Here is a 19,845-nt window from a genome sequence, read left to right on the forward strand (position 1 = left end):
GTCCTTCGGCGGGGCCCGCCGCGCGGGGGGGGGGGCCCGCCCGCCCCCGCGGCCGGGGCGGTTCGCGTCAGACGGCCCGGCCGGCGGGGGCGAGTTCCCGGTCCTCGTTCTCCGGCTCCGGCAGGCCGTCGCCGTTCGGGCCGCGGTACCGGTCGAGGTCCAGGATGCCCTGCCGCTTGGCCACGATGACCGGGACGAGCGCCTGGCCGGCGACGTTGGTGGCGGTGCGCATCATGTCCAGGATCGGGTCGATGGCCAGCAGCAGGCCGACCCCGGCGAGCGGGAGCCCGAGGGTGGACAGGGTCAACGTGAGCATCACGACCGCGCCGGTCAGCCCGGCGGTCGCCGCCGACCCGACGACCGAGACGAACGCGATGAGCAGGTAGTCGGTGATCGAGAGGGGAACGCCGAAGACCTGGGCGACGAAGATCGCGGCCAGCGCCGGGTAGATCGCCGCGCAACCGTCCATCTTGGTGGTCGCGCCCAGCGGCACCGCGAAACTGGCATATTCGCGCGGCACCCCGAGGTTGGTGATCGTCACCTGCTGGGTCACCGGCATGGTGCCGACGGAGGAGCGGGAGACGAACCCCAGCGTGATCGCCGGCCAGGCGCCGGCCAGGAACGCCCGCGGGGACAACCCATGCAGCTTGAGCAGCAGCGGGTAGACCGCGAACAGCACGATCAGGCAGCCGACGTAGACGTCGACGGTGAAGACGGCCAGCGGAGCGACCAGGTCCCAGCCGTAGGCGGCCACCGCATGCCCGATGAGGGCGCCCGAGCCGATGGGGGCCAGCCGGATGATCCACCAGAGGACGGTCTGGACCACGCTCAGGCCGGCGTCGGCGACGCGGACGAACGGTTCCGCCTTCGCGCCCGCCTTGAGCGCGGCGGCACCGAGGACGATGCCGATGACGACCAGTTGCAGCACGTTGAAGGACACCGCGGTGGTCGCCGTCCCGCTCGCCGCAACGGTCGTGGAGGCCTGCAGGCCCAGGAAGTTCGCGGGCACCAAGCCGGTCAGGAAATCGGTCCAGCCGCCGGTGCGTCCGGCGTACTCGGCCCCCGCGGTCGACAGCCCGGTGCCGGTCCCCGGGCTGGTGACGGTGCCCAGCACGAGCCCGATGGTGACCGCGATCAGCGCGGTGATGGCGAACCACACCACCGTCTGCACGGCCAACCGGGCGGCGTTGGCCACCGCGCCCAGGCGCGAGATCGAGACGATCAGGGCGAGCAGGATGAGCGGCACGACCACCGCGCGGAGCAGGGTGACGAAGATCGAACCGATTTGGTTGAGCGCGCCGTCCAGCCAGCCCACGTCGTAGACCCGGGCGATCAGGCCCAGGCCGACACCGACCACCAGACCGATGACGGTCTGCAGCCAGAATGGGACCCGACGGGCCGACTTACGCACTGCTAACAAAATGGACACCGTGATGAACCGCCTTCGACACTGCCGGTGGGTCGGCACGTCGCTGCGGGTCCGTGCCGATGCCGCTCGGTGATGAACGGCTGGGAACGCACCCGGAAAGTGCTGGGAGCGTCACTCGAGGCAACCGGTCGGCCGGCCCGGACATTCCCCGATCGGTGTGCGCTCCGCCACGCCGCCCGGCCGCCGCAGGGCCCGCCGGCCGGATTGCCCGGCCGGGAACGGGGGTACCTCAGGCACCGACGGCGACAGGCGAAGAGGGGCAACGATGAAGGTTCTGGGCAAGCTCGGCGCGGCGGCCACCGTGTATTCGTTCCTGCGCAGCCCGGCCGGGCAGCGGCTGATCGAGGAGGTCAAACGGCAGGCCGCGGACCCGGCGAACCGCCGCCGGGTCGCCGACCTGCTCCAGCGCCTGCGACCCGGCGACGTGGTGGACGGCACGGCCGATCCTCGACCCCGTCCCTGATCCGGCGCGGGATCGGATCAGGCGGCCGCCGGCCCACCGAGCCGGTGCCGGGGCCGGCGGGCGAGAGCGACGACGGCCGCGACCAGCAGGGCGGTGGCGACGAGGGCGGCGGCGACCCCGGTGACGACCGACGAGGGCGCCGCGGTCAGCCGGCCGACGGCGATCCACGCGATGCCCCAGATCATGGCGAGCGCGATGGCGGGGTTGCCGCGGCTCACGCGCAGCAGCGCGAGCCCGATCCCCAACGCGACGACCAGGACCAGCACCGCGGCGGTCTGTGCGAGCGCCGGGCCGGGCTGGACACCCGCCGCCACCAGCCAGGCGGTGACGTTGGCGCACGTCGCCACGCTGACCCAGCCGACGTAGAGGCCGATCGTGCCGTCCACGATGACCGCGTCGGCCCGCGGGACCGGTCCGGCCGCCGCCCGCTGCCGGACGATCACGCCCAGCACGAGGGCCAGCGCCAGGATGACGACGACGCTGACCGGCAGCCAGCCCGCCCGCACCACCAGCAGCCAACCCGCGTTGAGCAGCATCGACGCGCCGACCCACCAGCCGATGCGCCGGTGCAACCCGGACGCGAGCCGTCCCGGCAGCCACTGCAGGACCGTGTAGACGGCCAGGCCGAGGTAGATGACGGACCAGATGGCGAAGGCGGGACCGGCCGGCGCCAGCAGGGTCGCCTCGGCCGACAGGGCTCCGCCGGCCGACTGGGCCACCGGGGGCCCGCCGAAGATCCCGGCGCCGAGCAGGCTGCCGGCCACACAGGCGATCTCGCTGACCGTCACGAAGGTGGCGCGGGCGACGTCGGACCCGGTGGCCCGGGCCGGTGCCACCGGCCCGGGGACGGGCGGCGACGGGATGGTGGACGGGGACTCCGGCACGGTGATCGCTCCTCGGGTCGGCGGATGCTTCCCCTCCACTGTTACCCGTCCGCGCCGGTCGACTCGGCGGATCCGGCGGCGCCGCGGCAGCAGGACAGAGATCAGTACCCGCAACTGCGGTCCTAGCTGCTACCGGGACCCGTGAATGCGGCGCTATTGTTTCTCCCGTGACGCATTTCCTGATCCGCGATGCGGCCCGGCTACTGGGCGTGAGTGACGACACCGTCCGGCGGTGGGTCGACGCCGGCAGCCTGCCGGCGACCAGGAACGAGTCCGGACGGAAGGTGATCGACGGGGTGGCGCTGGCCGAATTCTCCCGGCGGCACGCCGCAACGCCCGCCCCCGACCCGTCGGGGGTGTCCAGGTCCGCCCGGAACCGTTTCGTCGGCCTGGTCACCCGGGTGGTCATGGACGGCGTGATGGCGCAGGTCGAACTGCAGTGCGGTCCGCACACCGTGGTCTCGCTGATGAGCAGCGAGGCCGCCCGCGACCTGGAGCTGCAGCCCGGCCGGCGGGCCGTGGCCGGGGTCAAGGCGACCACGGTGAGCGTCGAGCCCCCGGCAGGACAGTCATGAGTCGCCCACCCGCCCGGCGCCCGGGCCGCCGGGTCGCCGGCGTGCTCGTCGCCCTCGGTGCCGTGCTGGCGATGGCGGCGTGCAGTGCGGGGAGCACCATCCCGACCACGACCGGCCCCCCCGCGTCCGGCTCCGGTCCGGCGTCCGCATCGGCGGCCCCGGAGGCGGCCGGCACCCTGACCGTGTTCGCGGCGGCGTCGCTGAAGTCGACGTTCACCGAGATCGGGCGGACATTCCAGGAGCAGCATCCGGGCGCCTCGGTCACGTTCAACTTCGCCGGGTCCTCGGACCTGGTCACGCAGCTGACCAGCGGGGCCCCCGCCGACGTCGTCGCGACGGCCGACCGGAGCACCATGGCCAGGGCCGTGGACGGCGGCGTCATCGACGGCGCCCCGGTCGACTTCGCCGGCAACACCCTGACGATCGTGACCGCACCCGGAAACCCGAAGGGCATCACCGGGTTCGCGGACCTGGCCACGGCCGGCCGGCAGGTGGTGGTCTGCGCCCCGCAGGTGCCGTGCGGGGCGGCCACCCGGACGCTCGAGCAGAGCACCGGGGTCACGCTCACCCCGGTCAGCGAGGAATCGTCGGTGACCGACGTGCTGAACAAGGTGACCACCGGGCAGGCCGACGCCGGTCTGGTGTACGTGACGGACGCGACGGTCGCGGGGGACAAGGTCGCCGTGGTGCCCTTCCCGGAGGCCGCCTCGGTGGTGAACCCGTATCCGATCGCCCGGGTCGCGGGCGCCGCCCAGCCGGATTTGGCGGCCGCGTTCGTCGAGCTGGTCACCGGGCCCGACGGGCAGCGGATCCTCTCCGACGCCGGCTTCCGGCCGGCCGGGTGACGGACGCCCCGTGACCGGCGGCGGGCCGGCGCCGGCCCGGCTTCGGCGCCGGACGTCCGCCGGATCGGGCCTGCCCGCCTGGGTGTTCGCGCCGGCCGCACTGGGTGGCCTGTTCGTCGTCCTGCCGCTGGTCGCGATGCTGGCCCGGGTCCAGTGGTCCCGGTTCTGGACGCTGGTCACCTCCGAGTCGTCCCTGGACGCCCTGTGGCTGAGCCTGCGGACCTCCACCGCGAGCACGGTCCTGTGCGTGCTGCTGGGCACGCCGATGGCCCTGGTGCTCGCCCGCGCCCGGTTCCCCGGGCTGCGGCTGGCCCGGTCCCTGGTGCTGCTTCCGCTGGTCCTGCCGCCGGTGGTCGGCGGGATCGCGCTGATCTACACCTACGGCCGGCTCGGCCTGGTCGGGTCGTCCCTTGAGGCCTTCGGGATCCGGATCGCCTTCACCACGACCGCGGTCGTGATCGCCCAGACCTTCGTCGCCCTCCCGTTTCTCGTGCTGTCGCTCGAGGGCTCGCTGCGGACCGCCGGGCGGCGGTACGAGGCGGTCGCCGCCACGCTCGGGGCGAGCCCGACGACGGTGCTGCGGCGGGTCACGATCCCGCTGGTCCTGCCCGGCCTGTTCTCCGGGGCGGTGCTCGCATTCGCCCGCGCGCTGGGCGAGTTCGGTGCCACGCTCACCTTCGCCGGCAGCCTGCAGGGGGTCACCCGGACCCTGCCGCTGGAGATCTACCTGCAGCGGGAGACCGACGCCGACGCCGCGGTCGCGCTGTCCCTGGTGCTGGTGGTCGTCGCGGTGCTGATCGTGCTGGCCACCCGCCGGCGCGGCGGTGGGGCGGCCTCGTGACCGGATCGCGGGCGGCCGCGGGGGAGGGCGCGGTGGAGCTGGCGGCCACCGTGGCCGAGCGAGGCACCGATCTGCGGCTGCAGGTGGCGCCGGGCGAGGTCGTCGCCGTGCTGGGGGCGAACGGGGCCGGCAAATCGACGCTGTTGGCCCTGCTGGCCGGCCTGCTCCCCCCGGACACCGGCCGGATCCGTCTGGACGGGCGGGTTCTCGTCGACACCGCGGCCGGGGTCTGGGTGCCGCCGCACCGGCGCCGGGTCGTGTTGCTGGCCCAGCAGGCCCTGCTGTTCCCGCACCTGACGGTCGCGGAGAACGTCGCCTTCGGGCCGCGCAGCCGGGGCGCCGGGCGGTCGGCGGCCCGGGCGGCCGCGGACCGGTGGCTGGCCGCCGTCGACGCCGCCGAGTTCGCTGCCCGGACCCCTGCCGAGCTGTCCGGCGGGCAGGCGCAGCGGGTCGCGATCGCCCGGGCGCTGGCCGCCGACCCGGCGGTCCTGTTGCTGGACGAACCGATGGCCGCCCTCGACGTCGCGGTCGCGCCGGCGGTGCGCACCCTGCTGCGCCGGGTGCTGCGGGAGTCCGGCCGGACCGCGCTGCTGGTGACCCACGACCTGATCGACGTGCTGTCGCTGGCCGACCGGGTCGTGGTCCTGGAATCGGGGTCGGTCGTCGAGGACGGTCCGACCCGGACGGTGCTGATCCGGCCCCGGTCGGCCTTCACCGCCCGCATCGCCGGCGTGAACCTGATCGCCGGGGTGGCTCAGGGCGGGTCGCTGGTGACGCCCGCCGGCACCCGGATCGCCGGCCTGGTGGACCCGGGGTGCCGGCCGGGGGACGACGCGGTCGCCGTCTTCCGGCCGTCGGCGGTCGCCGTGCACCTGACCGATCCGGGCGGCAGCCCGCGCAACCACCTGCCCGTCACCCTGACCGAGCTGGAGCCCCGCGGGGACGTCGTCCGGCTGCACACCGCCCCCGTGCCGGGCGCCGGCGGGCTGCTGGCCGACGTGACCCTCGCGGCCGCGGCGGATCTGGGCCTGCAGCCGGGCTCGTCGGTGTTCTGTGCGGTCAAGGCGACCGAGGTCACGATCCACGCCGCGGCCCCGGCCGCCCGCGACGGGCGCTGAACCGGGTCAACCGGGACACCCCGCCGGGTCAGTGCCGGCGATCGGCGTCCGGCGGCACCACCAGCACCGGTCCGGATGCCGAGCCGATCAGGTCGTGACCGGTGGAGCCGAGCAGCAGGCCGGCCAGGGGTCCCCGGCCGCGGCTGCCGACGACGGTGAGTTGCGGGCGGGGGAAACCGGTCAGCTCGGCGACGTGGGCCAGGCAGTGCGCCGGCCGGCCGTCGAGCAGCACCCGATGCACCACCACGTCGGGGTACTTCTCCGCCCACCCGGCGAGCTGCTCCGCCAGCAGCGCCTCCTCCGACTCGATCTCGGCCGGCAGCGGCCGGACCGGGCGACGGGCGAAGCCCTGGTGGCCGACGACGCGATCCCCGGCGAGCACCGCCACCAGCGCGGCGCCGCGGCGGGCCGCCTCGTCGAAGGCGACGTCGACGGCGGCCTGGCCGGTGCCGGCCGGGTCGACCCCCACGACGACCGGCCCGTCGGCCGGGGCGGGACGGCGCGGCACGACGGCGACCGGGGTGACCGCGTGGGCGGTGACGTAGAGCGCCACCGATCCGCCCAGGGCCTCGGGCAGCCGGCCGGTTCCCCGGTTGCCCAGGACGGTCAGCTCGGCACCTCGGCCGGCCTCGAGCAGGGCGATCCGCGGGTCCCGGTGCTCGACGGCGCCCTCGACCCGCAGGTCCGGGTGGCGACGCCGCAGGCGCCGGGTCACCAGGTCGACCAGTTCCCGGCCGGCCCGCGGGTGCCCGTCGCGGTCCTCGCCGGGCAGGGCGGCCGGGGGCAGGCCGACCGCGGGCGGGCGGTGGGCCGACAGGACCAGCAGGTCGGCACCCCGCCGGGCGGCCTGGCGGGCGGCCCACTGGGTGGCCACCACGGAGGCGGGTGAGCCGTCGATGCCGACCACCACCCGCGCGGATCGGGGCGCGCTCATCGCACGGCCGGCTCGCGCCGGGCCGCCGCGGCGGTGCGGGTGCCCTCCGAACGCAGGTCGAACACCAACCGTGCCGGGACGGTGCCGGTCAGGACGTCCTGCATCGCCTGCTCGACGTCCTCGATCCGCCGGGTGCGGGCGATCACCGTGGTCCGGGCCAACGCGTGCAGGCGGAACACCTCGGCGAGGTCCTCCCGGGTGCCGACGATCGACCCGATCACCGAGATCCCCTTGATGACGGTGTCGAAGACGGGCAGCACCAGTTCGCCACCGGCCGGCAATGCCACCAGGACCAGGCGGCCGCCCCGGTTGAGCGCGGCGAACGACTGGCCCAGGACGGCGGGTGCCACGGCGAGCACGAGGGCCACGTCCGCACCGCCCAGCGCCCGGATGGCCGCGACCGGGTCGTGCCGGGCCGCGTTCACCGTGTGGTCGGCGCCCAGTTCGGCGGCCATGCGGAGCTTCTCGTCGGAGACGTCGACGGCGATCACCTCACCGCCGACCAGCCGCGCGTACTGCACCGCTAGGTGGCCCAGGCCGCCGACGCCGAAGACGGCCACCCGCTCCGCCGGCACCACCCGGGCCGCCTTGACCGCCGCGTAGGTGGTCACCCCGGCGCAGGTGAGCGGGGCGGCATCGAGGGAGCTGACCGCGTCGGGCACGGGCACGGCGTAACGGGCGTCGGCCACGGCGAACTCGGCGAACGCGCCGTCGACCGAGTACCCGGTGTTGCGCTGGGCCTCGCACAGGGTTTCGCGGCCGGACACGCAGTAGCGGCAGGCCCCGCAGGCCGACCCCAACCAGGCCAGGGCCACACGCTCCCCGATCCGGTGGCCGTCCACCCCCGGACCGACCATCTCGATCCGGCCGACGCCCTCGTGCCCGGGGACGAAGGGCAGCGCCGGGGGGACCGGCCAGTCCCCGCGCGCGGCGTGGATGTCGGTGTGGCACAGACCGCAGGTCTCGATCCGGACCAGCACCTGACCCGGGCCAGGGGCCGGGATGGGCCGGTCCGCAACCTCGATCGGTCGATCGAAAGCGGTGACGACGGCGGCACGCACGATCTCGTTCCTTTCCGGTGGCAATGGCTGTGGCTGTGGCTGTGGCTGTGGCTGTGGCAGTGGCAGAGGTCGGGTGAGGGATCCGGCGGACCGGTGGCCCGGCGATCAGGAGGCGGCGCCGGCCGTCGATCCGCGGAGCTGGGCGGCGATCGCGGCGGCCCAGGCGGTGATCCGGTCGAAGTCCCGGAAATCACCGGCCATGTCGCCCGCGGCCATGCGGCGGGCGAGGAAGCCCTTGGCCGTCGCCGGCTCCAGCCGCCCACCGAACGTCGTCGGCTGGTCGGCGCCCAGGGTGATGGCGTAGGCCGCCACCCGCGACGGGGCCGGGATCTCGTCCGCGGCCCGATCGGCGCCGAGCGGGCCGCTGTGGAAGAGCCAGACCCGCATCGGGTCGGCCAGGTGCCGGTTCGCGACCAGCCGCTTGAGCAGATCCCGGGCCGGCCGCTGCCAGCGCCCGGCGTAGACGGCGCTGCCGAGCACCACGGCGTCATACTCCGTGACCGACCGCACCTGGGCCGCCGGCCGGAGATCGACATCGATTCCGGCGCGCCGTATTTCGTCGGCGACGGCCCGGGCGATCCCCTCGGTTCCACCCATCCGGCCGGCGTACGCGACCAGCGTCCTGGACATTCTTCCTCGCCTCGATCCTGCGGCAGGCCGGTGAACGGGCCCGGGCCGGCGGCCTGCCGGGCCGTCCGGGCGATGGACGGGTCAGCTGATGGCGCCGAGCAGATCGCGCCGGGTGATCACGCCGACGACGGCGTGACCATCGACGACCGGCAGGCACCGGATCCCCTCGTCGAGCATGATCTCGGCCGCGTCGGCGGCGTCCGCGCCGGGCGTGAGCGACTCGACCGGGGTGGTCATCACGTCGGCCACGGTGCCGCCGGGCCGTCCGGGCCGGCCCGGCGCGGACGGCCCGCGGCGGCGCGGATCCGCCGGCACCCGCCCGTCGAGAACGTCGGCCTCACTGACGATCCCGACGAGATGGCCGTCCTCGTCGATCACCGGGAGGGCGGTGAATCCGCGGCTGCGCAGGACCGACGCGGCGTGCTCGACACTGCTGGCCCAGCTGATGGTGACGGCCGGGCTGGACATGAGGTCGCGGATCAACATGACGGTACCTGCTCCCTGGCGGGGTGCGGCCGGGCGCCGTCCGGGCGCCGCATCGCACCCGTCTCCATCGTGCGGCCGGCGCCCGCCCGCGCCCAGGGCCGAAGGTCCCCGGCCGGGGTGGGCCGGAGCCGGGCCTCAACTCGAGCGGGAGCCGGCATCGAACCGGGCCCACTCGTCCTCCCATGAACGGTGCCGGCGCCGGTCCAGGCTCCACCCGGCCGTCCGGCGGATCGCCAGGAACAGGATGCCCAGCATCAGCCAGGCGCCCGCCGCGACCAGGACGAGCAGTCCGGCCGCGGTCCGGGTGCTCATCGGCGGGTCGGCCACCCGGCCCTGCTCGTCGAGCCAGATGGTCTGCTGGTCGCCGGCCCGGGCGCCGATCCGGACCACGATCGATCCGCCGGCGGGTCGGCCGTCCCGGCCGGTCCAGGTCGCGCTCGCCATGGGCTGCACGACGCTGTACGAGTGCGCGTCGACGGTGGCCAGGTCGGCGTCCGTGACCAGGGTCGCCCCGACGGCCGTCTGCGCCTGCTGGACGCCGACCACCCTGGCCTGCACGCCGGGCCACTCCGCGCTGGCGATCGTGGCGATGAACGGGATGGTCAGCAACCAGACGACGACCAGACCGGCGACGAGCACGGCCTCGGCCCGGTCCGAGCCACGGGCCAGGGGACTGCCCCAGATCCGCAGGAACAGCGGCGCACGATGCGCTGGTCGACCCTGACCGGTGTTCATGGCCCCTCCGGGAATCGTCGAGGTGTGGCCGCGGCGGCCCGGCGACGGGTCGGGCGACTCCGGCTCCACTGTGCTCGCGGCGGGGCGGCGGCCGGGAGGGAACAAGGTCCCGTTCGCCGCCGTGGGACCTTCGGCCCGGTCGGACCGCCCCGTCCGGTCCTGCCGATCGGGACGCCGCGGTGATGGGCTGACATTGTTCCGAGCCCGTCCGGACAGGAGGTTCTCATGAGTACCCCGACCACCGGGCCGGGTCGCGTCACGGCCCGTCCCGCCCTGCGCGTCGCGCTGATCGGCATCGAGGTGTTCGTCGCCGTCGGTGCCGTCTACGGCGGCGTCGGCCTGATCGCCGACAATGCGATCGGCATGCTCCCGGAATGGCTGGCGCGCACCCCGTTCGCGACGTGGCTGTGGCCGGGCATCCTGCTGCTGCTCATCGTGGCGCTCCCGATGGCCACGGCCGCCTCCGCCGAGATCGCGCGCCGATCGTGGGCGTTCGCCGCATCCGCGCTCGCCGGCAGCGCGCAGATCGGGTGGATCGTCGCGCAGTGGTTGATCGTCCAGCGCTACTTCGTGCTGCAACCGATCATGCTGGCGTGCGGGATCGCGGTGCTGATACTCGCGGGCGTGGTCCACGGGCGCGTGCTAGGTTTCGCTCGATCGTGACCGGACGACGGGAGGTGGGACCCATGACCGCAGTCATCGCCATGGGCGCTCCGCCGTCGACCACGATCGCGCGCGGGGCCTGAGCCCCCCGGGAGCGCCCACCGGATTCCGAGTGGAAGGCCCTCCCACCATGCCCCTCTCACCATCGTTGCGCTCGTCGTCTCCCGATCCGCTGGTCCCGTTGCCCGGCGCTCCTGGGCCGGACGGCGGTCCGGACCGGCGGGCACTGGTCCTGGGCGGCGGCGGATCGACCGGCAACGCGTGGTTGATCGGCGTGGTCGCCGGCCTCGCCGAGGCCGGTATCGACGTCACGACCGCCGACCTCACCGTCGGCACCTCGGCCGGCGCCACCGCTGCCGCCCAGCTGGCCGGACGGCCGGCCGCCGAACTGCTCGCGGCCGCGCTCGACGCCCGCCCGCCGGCCGGAGCCGGGGCCGCGGCCGCCACCGCGCGTCCGGTGGCCGATCAGCTGGACCGGTTGCGCGCGACCATCGCCGCCGCCCGCGACCAGGCCGACCTGCGCCGCCGGCTCGGGGCCGCAGCCCTGGAGCGGATGGCCGCCACCGACGGTTCGTGGCCGGCTCGCTGGCGGGCGACGGTGGAGGCCCGGCTGCCCGCCGCCCGGTGGCCCGAGCGGGCCGTCCTGATCACCGCGGTCGACGCGCTGACCGGCGAGCCGATCGTCTTCGACCGGCGTAGCGGGATCGACCTGGTGGATGCGGTCGCCGCCAGCTGTGCCAGCGGGCTGCCCTACCCGGTCGCCGGACGCTGGTACCTCGACGGGGGATTCCGGGCGAACGCCGAGAACGCCGACCTGGCCGCCGGATGCGGCCGGATTTTGGTGCTCTCGCCGTTCGGCGGCCGGTCCCTGACCCCGCAGCGGTGGGGGACGCACCTGGCCACCCAGGTCGACGAGCTGCGCGCCGGCGGCAGCCGGGTCGAGACCGTCGTTCCCGCCGCCGAGGACGAGCACCTGTTCGGCGCGAACGCGATGGACCCGGCGCTGCGGCCGGCGGCGGCCCTCGCGGGTCGTCGCCGAGGCCGGGCGGTGGCCGCCCGGGTCGCGGGCTGGTGACGCCGACTCCCGACTACCCGTTTTGATACCCCCTTGGGTACCCGGTCGGCTGCGGGCGGGTCGGGCCCGTCGAGTTGGTCAGGCTCCGTCGCCGGACCGTCCCTGCCCGCGCCCCACCACGCCGATCCGGTCGAAGGCTCCCGCCACCATGGCGGCCGTGCCCGCGCCGACGACCGAGCCGATCACGACGTCGCCCGGGTAGTGCACCCCGGTGTGCACCCGGGAGTAGGCGACCCCGCCGGCCAGCAGCCGGATCGGCACCGCGAGTCCCGGCACGTGGCGACCCACCGCATACCCGAACGCGAACGCCGACGCCGCGTGACCGGACGGGAACGAGGTGGACCCCGGCATGGCGACGAATCGATCGTCGTAGGGCGACGAGCGGGTCGGGCGCCGTCGCCGGGCGATCGGTTTGAGGCCCAGGTTCACCGCGGCCGACGTGACCCCGATCGCCACCACGCCTTCCACCGCGGCCCGACGCCCCCGTCGACCGCCGAGCGCAGCGATCACCGCCGCCAGCCCGAGCCACAGGCGGGAATGATTCGCTGCCGTGGACAACCGACGCACCGGGCCGTCCAGTACCGGGGTGGGTGTGTCCGCCACCGCCCGGTACACCGCCCGGTCCACCGCACCGAGCTCCCGCAACGCCCTGACCACGACCGATTCGTCGCCGCGGCGGGCCGCGACGGTTCGGGCCAACGCGTCCTCGGGCGTCGGCTGCTTCTCGTCGAGCCGTTCGGACATGTCACCAGCCCTTCCTTGCCGGAAACCGGCTGTGGGTGATGACCCTGGCGGATCGCGACGGCCCGGTCAAGGCGTGGTGCGCGGACGTCGGCCGGCGGGTGGACCCCGGTCGCCGCCGCGGCCCGAGTACGCGACGGCGACCGGGCGATCGTCAGGCGTCCCGCCGCGCGCCCTGGGCCGGGGTCACCGACCGCAGGACCGGGGCGGTCCAGCCGTGGTCGGCGAAGGCGGCGGTGACAGCCGCGCCGACGGTGTCGATCCGGCCCGCCGGGACCAGCGCGATGACGGAGCCGCCGAACCCGCCGCCGGTCATCCGCGCCCCGAGGGCGCCGGCGGCCAGCGCCGTGTCGACGGCCAGATCGAGTTCGGGGCAGGACACGTCGTAGTCGTCGCGGAGGGAGGCATGGGACGCCGTGAGCAGATCACCGATCTCGACGATCCGGCCGGCCCGCAGCAGCGCGACGGTCCGGGCCACCCGCTCGTTCTCGGTGACCACGTGCCGGACCCGTCGACGCAGCTCCGGGTCGGGCAGCCGGTCCAGGGCCGCAGGCAGACCCGAGAACGGGACGTCCCGCAGTTGCCGGATGCCCAGGACGTCCGCGGCCCGCTCGCAGGACGCCCGCCGCCGGCCGTACTCGCCGTCGGCCAGGGAGTGCGCGACCCGGGTGTCGATCACCAGGATCGCCAGGCCATGGGCCGCCGGGTCGAACGGGATGTTCTCCACGGTGCCCGCGCGCGTGTCGAAGAGCAGGACGGCGCCGTCGGCGGCGGCCGCGGAGGCGGTCTGGTCCATCGGTCCGCAGGGCACGCCGACGAAGTCGTTCTCCGCGCGCTGGGCCAGGCGAGCCACGGTCAGCGGGTCGAACCGGTACCCGGCCAGGGCCGAGACCGCCAGCACGGTGGCGCATTCCACCGCGGCGGAGGACGACAGGCCGGCGCCGGACGGTACCTGGGAGTCCAGGACGAGGTCGAGCGGTTCGAGGGGTCGGCCGGTCTGCCGCACGGCCCAGAAGGAGCCGAGCAGGTAGCCGGGCCAGCCGGCGGCGGCCGGTGCGCCCGGTTCGATGTCGGCCGGCGCCACGGTGACGACCTCGCCCGGCTTCTGGGCGGACACGATCCGGACCTTGGACGAGTCGCCGCGACCGGCCGCGAGCTGCGCTCGGGCGTCGATGGCGAACGGCAGCACCAGGCCGCCGTTGTAGTCGGTGTGCTCACCGATCAGGTTGACCCGACCCGGGGCGGAGAAGATGCCGTCCGGGTCCCGCCCGAAGGTGCGGCGGAACAGCTCGGCGGCGCTACCGGCGCTCATCGGATGGTGCTCCCGGTGGTCTGGAAGTGCCAGGCGTCGGCGACCATGTCGTGCAGGGTCAGTTCCGGGGTCCAGCCCAGCCGGTGCCGGGCCCGGTCGGCCGAGGCGACCAGCCGGGTGGGGTCGCCGGCTCGGCGCGGGCCGACCGAGTGGGGGACCGGTCGTCCGGTGACCTCCTCCACGGCCGACAGGACCTGCCGGACGGAGTAGCCGTCGCCGTTGCCGAGGTTGCAGATCAGGTGTTCGCCGGGGACCGCCGCGGTCAGCGCGAGCACGTGCGCCCGGGCGAGGTCGAGCACGTGGACGTAATCCCGGATCGGGGTGCCGTCCGGTGTGGGCCAGTCGTCGCCGAAGACCGTCAGCGGGTCCTTGGTGCCGGCGACCGCGCCGAGGGCGTTGGGGATCAGGTGGGTCTCGACCGCATGCCGTTCGCCGGCCCCGAGCGCCGCGCCGGCGACGTTGAAGTAGCGAAGGGACACCGCCGCCAGGGACGTGGCCACGGTCTCGCCGGTAATCATCATGTCGACGGCCAGCTTGGTGGCGCCGTACGTGTTGGTCGGCCGGGTCGGCGAATCCTCGGTGATCGGCACGGTCTCGGGTTCGCCGTAGGTGGCCGCGGTCGAGGAGAACACCAACCTGGGCACTGCGTGCTCGGCCATGGCGTCCAGCAGGGCGCGGGTGCCGGTGACGTTCGTCCGCCAGTACGGCGACGGCTCGACCACGGACTCGCCGACCAGTGACCTGGCGGCGAAGTGCAGCACCGCATCGAATCCACCGCCGGCCAGAACGTCGGCGCAGCCGGTGATGTCGCGCGGGACCAAGGTTGCACCGGGTGGCACCGAGTCGGCGTGCCCGGTGGAGCAGTCGTCCAGCACGACCACCTGGTGGCCCTGGACCAGCAACAGGCGGGTGACCACGGATCCGATGTAGCCGGCGCCACCGACGACGAGCGCCTTCATCGGGCCACCCCGCCCACGGTGTCGGTGCCGGGTACCCACACGTCGCGCAGCCGCTGGGCGGCCGCCTCGGGGGTGATGTCGTTGACGAAGGCGCCCATCGCGGACTCCGACCCGGCCAGATACTTGATCTTGCCCTCGGCCCGGCGGATGGTGAGCACCTCCAGATGCAGCCAGTAGTCCTGCGGATCGGTGTGGACCGGTGCCTGATGCACCCCGGTGATCGCCGGGAGGGAGTCGTCGAACAGACCCTCCATGCGCCGGATCACCTCCAGGTACAGCACGGCCAGGGCGTCGCGCCGGGCGTCGTCCAACCCGGTGAGGTCGCGGACCTGCACGCGCGGGTACAGGTGGACCTCGACCGGCCACCGGGCGGCGAACGGCACGAACGCCACCCAGTGCTCGTTCTGCGCGACGATCCTGGATCCGTCGGCGATCTCGCCGGCCAGCAGATCGGCGAACAGGTTGCCGCCGGTCCGTTCCCGGTAGTGCCGCGCCGAGCGGATCGCGGCGGCGGTCTTCGGCGTGGCGAAGGGGTAGCCGTAGATCTGGCCGTGCGGGTGAGCCAGAGTGACACCGATCTCCACGCCGCGGTTCTCGAAGCAGAAGACCTGCTCCACACCGTCCTGGGCGGACAACGCGGCCGTGCGATCCGCCCACGCCTCGATGACCGTGCGCATCCGCCGCGGCGGCAGGGCCGACAGCACGCAGTGGTGGTCGGAGGTGAAGCAGACGACCTCGCATCGCCCATTGCCCGGCCGGGTCTGGAACAGCCCGGCCGCTGGGTCGCTGATCGCGGCGATCTCCCCGGTCCCGGCGAACGACGGGAACCGATTCTCGAAGACCACGACGTCATAGGACGGAGAGGGGATCTCGCTCTGATTGGTCGCGGTCGACGGGCACAGCGGGCAGGCGTTCGCCGGCGGATGGTACGTGCGCGTCTGCCGGTGCCCGGCGATGCCGACCCATTCGTCCAGCAGCGCGTCGTACCGGACCTGCGATCCGGGCACGACCTCGGGCAGGTCTCGCGGGTCGACCAGGATCCGGTCCGGGTGCGCGGTCTCGTCGAAGTACAGCAGTTCGCGGCCGTCGGCCATCCGGGCGACGGACCGGGTCACCGGGGCGAACGGGGAAGGGGAAGTCACGAGTGTCATCCTCCGGGACGCTGGGCAATAAGTCAACAGATATGAACAGGAACGCGCGTATTCATGTTCGATTGTGAGCGGATGTGCGTCATTGCTCGGGGGTCGCCCGCCGGTACCAGAGCAGGGTGGTCAGGGTGACCGGCACGTCCCGCTCATCCGGACCCTGGATCCGGGTGCCGTCCGGGGCGATCCAGGTCCCCTCGGGGAATCGCACCCGGCGTGAGGTCGCCGCCGGCCGGACCACGGGGGCCACGAGAATCCTTCCGCCGAGCGTGAACTGGTCGGCGATCCATGGTTCTGCGGACCGGTCGTAGTTCAGCGGCCGGAGGATCGGCTCCCCGGTGCGGGCCGCGTCGTCGACCATCGCCAGCAGATCCGGCAGCAGCGACCGGCGCAGCGCGACCGAGTCCCGGACGGCGGACAGGTGAGCGGCGTCCAGCACCCGGGTGGGGTCCAGCGAGAACTGCATCATCGGATGGAGCGCGGCCAGCTGCGCGTAGCGAACGAACAGCTCCTGGTCGACGCCGGCGGTGGCGAGTGCGAGTTCACCGCCGCCGATCATGTCCGGACACCCGAAAGGATGACCGATCAGGCCCTGGGCGATGGACTCGGGAATCAGGGACGCCAGCCCGTGGCCGTCCCAGGTGGCCGGCTTGTCGTGCAGCCGCTGGGCCAGCGGCCGGCCGCCCATCTTCCAGCAGGCCCGGAACTCGTTGAGCGGGAAGCTGGATCCCAGTTCGGCCCAGGCCTGGCAGTGGCCGGTGGGGCCGGCCATCGCAAAGGACACATCGTCGGCCCGGTAGTGGCGCAGGTCGCCGGCGTCGAACTTGAAGCCGTCGACGCCGTGACGCTGCTGCAGGTCCCTGAGCTCGCCGGTCAGCCAGGCGATCGCCTCGGGATGGGTGAGGTCCAGGATCGCGCTGTCGCCGTTCCACCAGTTCCGGACGGCGACCCGGCCGTCGGGCCGGCGCACCAGCAGGCCGCGCGACTGCAGTGCCCGCCGGGTCGCGCTGTCCGGGCTGACGAACGGCACCACCCACAGCATGACCGCGCATCCCCAGTCGTGCAGGCGGTCGATCATGGCGGACGGGTCGGGGAAGGCGACGGGATCGAAGCGCCAGACACCGTAGTCCTGGCTCCACCGGTCGTCGATCATCACGACGCCGGGCGGGAATCCCGCGTCGAGCAGGCCCCGCACGTAGTCCAGAACGCCCTGTTGGGTGGGGGTGTAGGGCAGTTCCATCCAGGTGTTGTACTGCGGGCCGCGGAACAGGGCGGCGTCGGGCGCGCGGCCCGACGGGGGGAAGTGGCGGGCGGCGGCGGCCCGGAACGCCCCCGCCAGCGAGGGGGTCGTGCCCGCGCCGATCTCGACGTCCATCCCCTGCAGCGACAGCCGGCCCCGGGTGACGGTGAACGCGAATGGCTCGGCCGACCAGACGTAGCGGCCCCGATCCGACAGCAGCAGCGGGGCGGACTGGTTCGCGCCGGCGGAGGGATCCTCGGCGTCTCCGGCGTTCACCCCCAGATCCCGGTGGTGGACGGCCGAACCGAAGGGCATCAGGGTCCCATCGGCGACCGCGCCGCCCCACCATCGCTCGCCGTGCACCAGCGCGATCTCGATCGTCCGCCGCGGCGGGCGCACGGCGGCGGACGCGGCGGTGGACACGGCGTCGGCCACGGCGGCCGGGTCAGACCCGGCGGGCATGGAGCAGGAGCAGTTGCTCGGGCAGCAGCTCGGGCCACTGGACGCCGGCGTGGCCCAGCACGGCGCCGGTGAGCCGGATCCCGGTGGTCAACCAGGGGGGCAGGCGGTGGTTGTTGCCCTGGGGTCGGTGCCCGTCCTCGTCCTGGATCATGTCGCCGGGCGGCAGCAGCGCGAGGTCGTAGAGCGCGTCCGGGTCCAGGCCCGGCAGCACCAGGCGGCCGGTCGGCGCGCTGTCCGCCGTGGCCACGGCGGCGACGCTGATCACGGCCTCCGACCGGTCGTCGGCGATGACCCCGTGGACCAGGAGGGAGGGATCGACGTCGTCGAACCGGACCACCCGGCCGCCGTGCAGCAGCGGCCGCAGTCGCTTGTGCAGCGCCACCCAGTCGGCGATCTCCGCGCGTTCGGTCGCGGACAACCGGGCCAGGTTGGCCTCGATGCCCATGTGCCCGAACAGTGCGGTGCCCGCCCGGAAGGACAGGTTGTGGCGACGGCCGGTGGTGTGCGCCCGGTCCGTGCCGATGTGCGCACCGATCAGCTCGGGAGGCAGCAGCAATCCGGTGTAGCGCTGGATCGTCTGCCGCTCGAGCGCATCGATGCAGTCGCTGGCCCAGACCCGGTCGGTGCGCTGCAGGACCTCGAGGTCGATCCGCCCGCCGCCGGAGGAGCAGGATTCGATCTCCAGGCGGGGGTGTCGCCGGCGCAGCTCGTCCATCAGCCGGTAGACCGCCAGTGTCTGCTCGTGCACCGCGGGCCGGCCGTCGGCGCGGTGCCCGGCGTCGATCAGGTCCCGGTTGTGGTCCCACTTGAGGTAGCTGATGCGGTATTCGCGCAGCAGGGCGTCCAGGCTGCCGAGGATGTGGTCGAACGCGTCGGGGTTGGCCAGGTCGAGGACCTGCTGGTGGCGGGACTCGACGGGCAGCCGACCACCGGTGGCCAGGATCCAGTCCGGATGGGCCCGCGCGACGTGGGAATCCGGGTTGATCATCTCCGGCTCCACCCAGAGCCCGAACTGCATGCCCAGGCTCGTCACCCGGTCGACCAGGGGATGCAATCCTCGGGGCCACACGTCGGGGTCGACCTGCCAGTCGCCCAGGCCGGCGTGATCGTCGCGCCGGCCGACGAACCACCCGTCGTCCAGCACGTAACGTTCCACCCCTACGGCGGCCGCGTGGTCGGCCAGATCCAGCAGGGTCGGCAGATCCATGTCGAAATACACCGATTCCCAGGTGTTCAGGATGACCGGCCGCGGGGTGGCCGGATGACCGGGCCGATCGCGCAGGAACCGGTGGAAGCGGCCGGCGACCGCGTCCAGACCCGTCCCGTAGGAGCCGTAGATCCAGGGTGAGGTGTAGGAATCGCCCGGTCCGAGCGCGACCTCGCCGGGCAGCAGCAGTTCACCGCCGGCCAGCAGGGCGTGGCCGTTGGGCGTGCGTTCGGCGACGGTGCGGTGGTTGCCGCTCCAGGCGGTGTGGACCGCCCACACCTCGCCGTGCCCGAAACCGAAGCCTGGCGTGCCTGCGGCCAGCAGCACCGTGGCATCGGAACCGGTGCGGCCGCGCCGGTTGTCCCGGACCCAGCTGCCGACGTCGAACGCCCGGCGCTGCGGGTGCCGTTCGCGCAGATGGCGTCCGGTGAAGTCGAGCAGCTCGGCAGCCCGCCGGGGGACGGGCAGCGACAGCGTCAGTCCGTCGAGGGTGTACGGCCGGTCCGGGTCGGCGTCGGCGGACCCGGTGACGGTGGCCTTCATGCGCAGGACGCCGCTGCGCAGGAGCTCGAGGACGAGCCCGAGCTCCAGCCGGGCGGCCTCGTCGACCGCCTGGACCGTGACCCGCTGGGTTCCGTCGAGATCCACCCGGGTCGCGACGCTGCGGACGACGAACAGGGTCGACCAGTCCGCGCCCCCTCGATGACCGATCAGGCCGGGCAGTCCCATCCAGCCGGTGGCGTGCTCGGCCAGGACGGAGGGGGTGATCGGCCGATCGGGCACATTGCTGACCACCGCCTGCACGTCCGCGCGGACGATGGCCTGCAGGGTGGCGGCATCCAGATCGCCCAGATCGGCCCCCCAGTGCACGACCCGCGGCAGCCGCGGCCCGTCGCAGTCCAGGACGATGCTGACGCCGGCGGCGCGCAGGTGGCGCACGGCCGAGCCGGGATGGGCGATGGTGGCGAGGGGGGACCCGGCCGACACGTCGATGGTGGGTGGTGCGGATGGTGGCGTCATGTGGGTCCTTCGGAGATGGT

20 protein-coding genes are annotated in these 19,845 nt (G+C 74.0%); 7 read left to right on the forward strand and 13 right to left on the reverse strand.

All coding sequences use genetic code 11. The features are described 5' to 3' along the window. Positions 1-67: 67 nt before the first annotated feature. Positions 68-1,411 carry a dicarboxylate/amino acid:cation symporter gene (locus tag ACOJUF_RS00325; RefSeq protein ID WP_420119870.1) on the reverse strand — a complete coding sequence of 448 codons (1,344 nt, stop codon included), beginning with the start codon at positions 1,409-1,411 and terminating at the stop codon, positions 68-70. Between the two features lie 283 nt (positions 1,412-1,694). Here ACOJUF_RS00325 and ACOJUF_RS00330 point away from each other — a divergent pair, with 283 nt between their 5' ends. Beyond that, complete coding sequence (locus tag ACOJUF_RS00330; RefSeq protein WP_420119871.1) at positions 1,695-1,892, forward strand: hypothetical protein; 198 nt, start codon at positions 1,695-1,697, stop codon at positions 1,890-1,892. A gap of 17 nt (positions 1,893-1,909) precedes the next feature. On the opposite strand, the gene ACOJUF_RS00335 is transcribed toward ACOJUF_RS00330, so the two are convergent. Beyond that, the gene (locus tag ACOJUF_RS00335; RefSeq protein WP_420119872.1) at positions 1,910-2,776 is read right to left on the reverse strand and encodes a TspO/MBR family protein; all 867 of its coding nucleotides are present in this window, start codon (positions 2,774-2,776) and stop codon (positions 1,910-1,912) included. A gap of 167 nt (positions 2,777-2,943) precedes the next feature. On the opposite strand from ACOJUF_RS00335, the gene ACOJUF_RS00340 reads away from it, so the two are divergent. Genes ACOJUF_RS00340 through ACOJUF_RS00355 form a run of 4 tightly spaced genes read left to right on the forward strand, consistent with a single transcriptional unit; the run spans position 2,944 to position 6,155 of the window. Continuing rightward, complete coding sequence (locus ACOJUF_RS00340) at positions 2,944-3,351, forward strand: TOBE domain-containing protein (RefSeq protein WP_420119873.1); 408 nt, start codon at positions 2,944-2,946, stop codon at positions 3,349-3,351. Next, a complete protein-coding gene (modA, locus tag ACOJUF_RS00345; RefSeq protein WP_420119874.1) occupies positions 3,348-4,196 on the forward strand; it encodes a molybdate ABC transporter substrate-binding protein in 849 nt (282 codons plus the stop codon). Before ACOJUF_RS00340 ends, modA begins: the two co-directional genes overlap by 4 nt. Positions 4,197-4,206: 10 nt before the next feature. Continuing rightward, positions 4,207-5,037, forward strand: a complete 831-nt coding sequence (locus tag ACOJUF_RS00350; protein WP_420119875.1) for an ABC transporter permease — start codon at positions 4,207-4,209, stop codon at positions 5,035-5,037. Beyond that, complete coding sequence (locus ACOJUF_RS00355) at positions 5,034-6,155, forward strand: sulfate/molybdate ABC transporter ATP-binding protein (RefSeq protein ID WP_420119876.1); 1,122 nt, start codon at positions 5,034-5,036, stop codon at positions 6,153-6,155. Before ACOJUF_RS00350 ends, ACOJUF_RS00355 begins: the two co-directional genes overlap by 4 nt. A gap of 28 nt (positions 6,156-6,183) precedes the next feature. On the opposite strand, the gene ACOJUF_RS00360 is transcribed toward ACOJUF_RS00355, so the two are convergent. From ACOJUF_RS00360 to ACOJUF_RS00380, 5 genes are all read right to left on the reverse strand, one after another. Further along, positions 6,184-7,089: a universal stress protein gene (locus tag ACOJUF_RS00360; RefSeq protein ID WP_420119877.1), complete on the reverse strand. Its 906-nt coding sequence runs from the start codon at positions 7,087-7,089 to the stop codon at positions 6,184-6,186. Continuing rightward, the gene (locus ACOJUF_RS00365) at positions 7,086-8,150 is read right to left on the reverse strand and encodes a zinc-dependent alcohol dehydrogenase (RefSeq protein ID WP_420119878.1); all 1,065 of its coding nucleotides are present in this window, start codon (positions 8,148-8,150) and stop codon (positions 7,086-7,088) included. Before ACOJUF_RS00365 ends, ACOJUF_RS00360 begins: the two co-directional genes overlap by 4 nt. Before the next feature lie 105 nt (positions 8,151-8,255). Next, entirely contained in the window at positions 8,256-8,780 is a 525-nt protein-coding gene (locus ACOJUF_RS00370) for a flavodoxin domain-containing protein (RefSeq protein WP_420119879.1), read from the reverse strand. Positions 8,781-8,861: 81 nt separating this feature from the next. Next, positions 8,862-9,266, reverse strand: a complete 405-nt coding sequence (locus tag ACOJUF_RS00375) for an HPP family protein (RefSeq protein ID WP_420119880.1) — start codon at positions 9,264-9,266, stop codon at positions 8,862-8,864. Positions 9,267-9,401: 135 nt separating this feature from the next. Beyond that, positions 9,402-10,001: a hypothetical protein gene (locus tag ACOJUF_RS00380; protein ID WP_420119881.1), complete on the reverse strand. Its 600-nt coding sequence runs from the start codon at positions 9,999-10,001 to the stop codon at positions 9,402-9,404. Between the two features lie 225 nt (positions 10,002-10,226). Between ACOJUF_RS00380 and ACOJUF_RS00385 the strand changes: the two genes are divergently transcribed. After that, entirely contained in the window at positions 10,227-10,664 is a 438-nt protein-coding gene (locus tag ACOJUF_RS00385; RefSeq protein ID WP_420119882.1) for a hypothetical protein, read from the forward strand. A 130-nt stretch (positions 10,665-10,794) separates the two neighbouring features. Beyond that, a complete protein-coding gene (locus ACOJUF_RS00390; RefSeq protein ID WP_420119883.1) occupies positions 10,795-11,739 on the forward strand; it encodes a patatin-like phospholipase family protein in 945 nt (314 codons plus the stop codon). 78 nt (positions 11,740-11,817) lie between these two features. Here ACOJUF_RS00390 and ACOJUF_RS00395 read toward each other — a convergent pair whose 3' ends face one another. The 6 genes from ACOJUF_RS00395 to ACOJUF_RS00420 form a co-directional block, all read right to left on the reverse strand. Further along, a complete protein-coding gene (locus ACOJUF_RS00395; RefSeq protein WP_420119884.1) occupies positions 11,818-12,483 on the reverse strand; it encodes a phosphatase PAP2 family protein in 666 nt (221 codons plus the stop codon). A gap of 151 nt (positions 12,484-12,634) precedes the next feature. Continuing rightward, the gene (gene galK / locus ACOJUF_RS00400; RefSeq protein ID WP_420119885.1) at positions 12,635-13,792 is read right to left on the reverse strand and encodes a galactokinase; all 1,158 of its coding nucleotides are present in this window, start codon (positions 13,790-13,792) and stop codon (positions 12,635-12,637) included. Next, on the reverse strand, positions 13,789-14,751 hold the full coding sequence (galE, locus tag ACOJUF_RS00405) for a UDP-glucose 4-epimerase GalE (RefSeq protein ID WP_420119886.1): 963 nt from the start codon (positions 14,749-14,751) through the stop codon (positions 13,789-13,791). Before galE ends, galK begins: the two co-directional genes overlap by 4 nt. Continuing rightward, complete coding sequence (gene galT, locus ACOJUF_RS00410; protein ID WP_420119887.1) at positions 14,748-15,893, reverse strand: galactose-1-phosphate uridylyltransferase; 1,146 nt, start codon at positions 15,891-15,893, stop codon at positions 14,748-14,750. Before galT ends, galE begins: the two co-directional genes overlap by 4 nt. Before the next feature lie 88 nt (positions 15,894-15,981). Further along, positions 15,982-17,598 carry a glycoside hydrolase family 31 protein gene (locus tag ACOJUF_RS00415; protein WP_420119888.1) on the reverse strand — a complete coding sequence of 539 codons (1,617 nt, stop codon included), beginning with the start codon at positions 17,596-17,598 and terminating at the stop codon, positions 15,982-15,984. Continuing rightward, a complete protein-coding gene (locus tag ACOJUF_RS00420) occupies positions 17,582-19,825 on the reverse strand; it encodes an alpha-galactosidase (RefSeq protein WP_420119889.1) in 2,244 nt (747 codons plus the stop codon). Before ACOJUF_RS00420 ends, ACOJUF_RS00415 begins: the two co-directional genes overlap by 17 nt. Positions 19,826-19,845 lie beyond the last annotated feature (20 nt).

It is taken from the genome of Nakamurella sp. (genome assembly GCF_048594475.1).
Taxonomy (GTDB): domain Bacteria; phylum Actinomycetota; class Actinomycetes; order Mycobacteriales; family Nakamurellaceae; genus Nakamurella.

Coding starts and splice junctions, on each gene's coding strand:
- ACOJUF_RS00375 (WP_420119880.1), bottom strand. CDS start 9,266: ATGTTGATCCGCGACCTCATGTCCAGCCCGGCCGTCACCATCAGCTGG.
- ACOJUF_RS00360 (WP_420119877.1), bottom strand. CDS start 7,089: ATGAGCGCGCCCCGATCCGCGCGGGTGGTGGTCGGCATCGACGGCTCA.
- galK (WP_420119885.1), bottom strand. CDS start 13,792: ATGAGCGCCGGTAGCGCCGCCGAGCTGTTCCGCCGCACCTTCGGGCGG.
- ACOJUF_RS00370 (WP_420119879.1), bottom strand. CDS start 8,780: ATGTCCAGGACGCTGGTCGCGTACGCCGGCCGGATGGGTGGAACCGAG.
- ACOJUF_RS00330 (WP_420119871.1), top strand. CDS start 1,695: ATGAAGGTTCTGGGCAAGCTCGGCGCGGCGGCCACCGTGTATTCGTTC.
- ACOJUF_RS00420 (WP_420119889.1), bottom strand. CDS start 19,825: ATGACGCCACCATCCGCACCACCCACCATCGACGTGTCGGCCGGGTCC.
- ACOJUF_RS00415 (WP_420119888.1), bottom strand. CDS start 17,598: ATGCCCGCCGGGTCTGACCCGGCCGCCGTGGCCGACGCCGTGTCCACC.
- ACOJUF_RS00390 (WP_420119883.1), top strand. CDS start 10,795: ATGCCCCTCTCACCATCGTTGCGCTCGTCGTCTCCCGATCCGCTGGTC.
- ACOJUF_RS00395 (WP_420119884.1), bottom strand. CDS start 12,483: ATGTCCGAACGGCTCGACGAGAAGCAGCCGACGCCCGAGGACGCGTTG.
- galE (WP_420119886.1), bottom strand. CDS start 14,751: ATGAAGGCGCTCGTCGTCGGTGGCGCCGGCTACATCGGATCCGTGGTC.
- modA (WP_420119874.1), top strand. CDS start 3,348: ATGAGTCGCCCACCCGCCCGGCGCCCGGGCCGCCGGGTCGCCGGCGTG.
- ACOJUF_RS00380 (WP_420119881.1), bottom strand. CDS start 10,001: ATGAACACCGGTCAGGGTCGACCAGCGCATCGTGCGCCGCTGTTCCTG.
- ACOJUF_RS00385 (WP_420119882.1), top strand. CDS start 10,227: ATGAGTACCCCGACCACCGGGCCGGGTCGCGTCACGGCCCGTCCCGCC.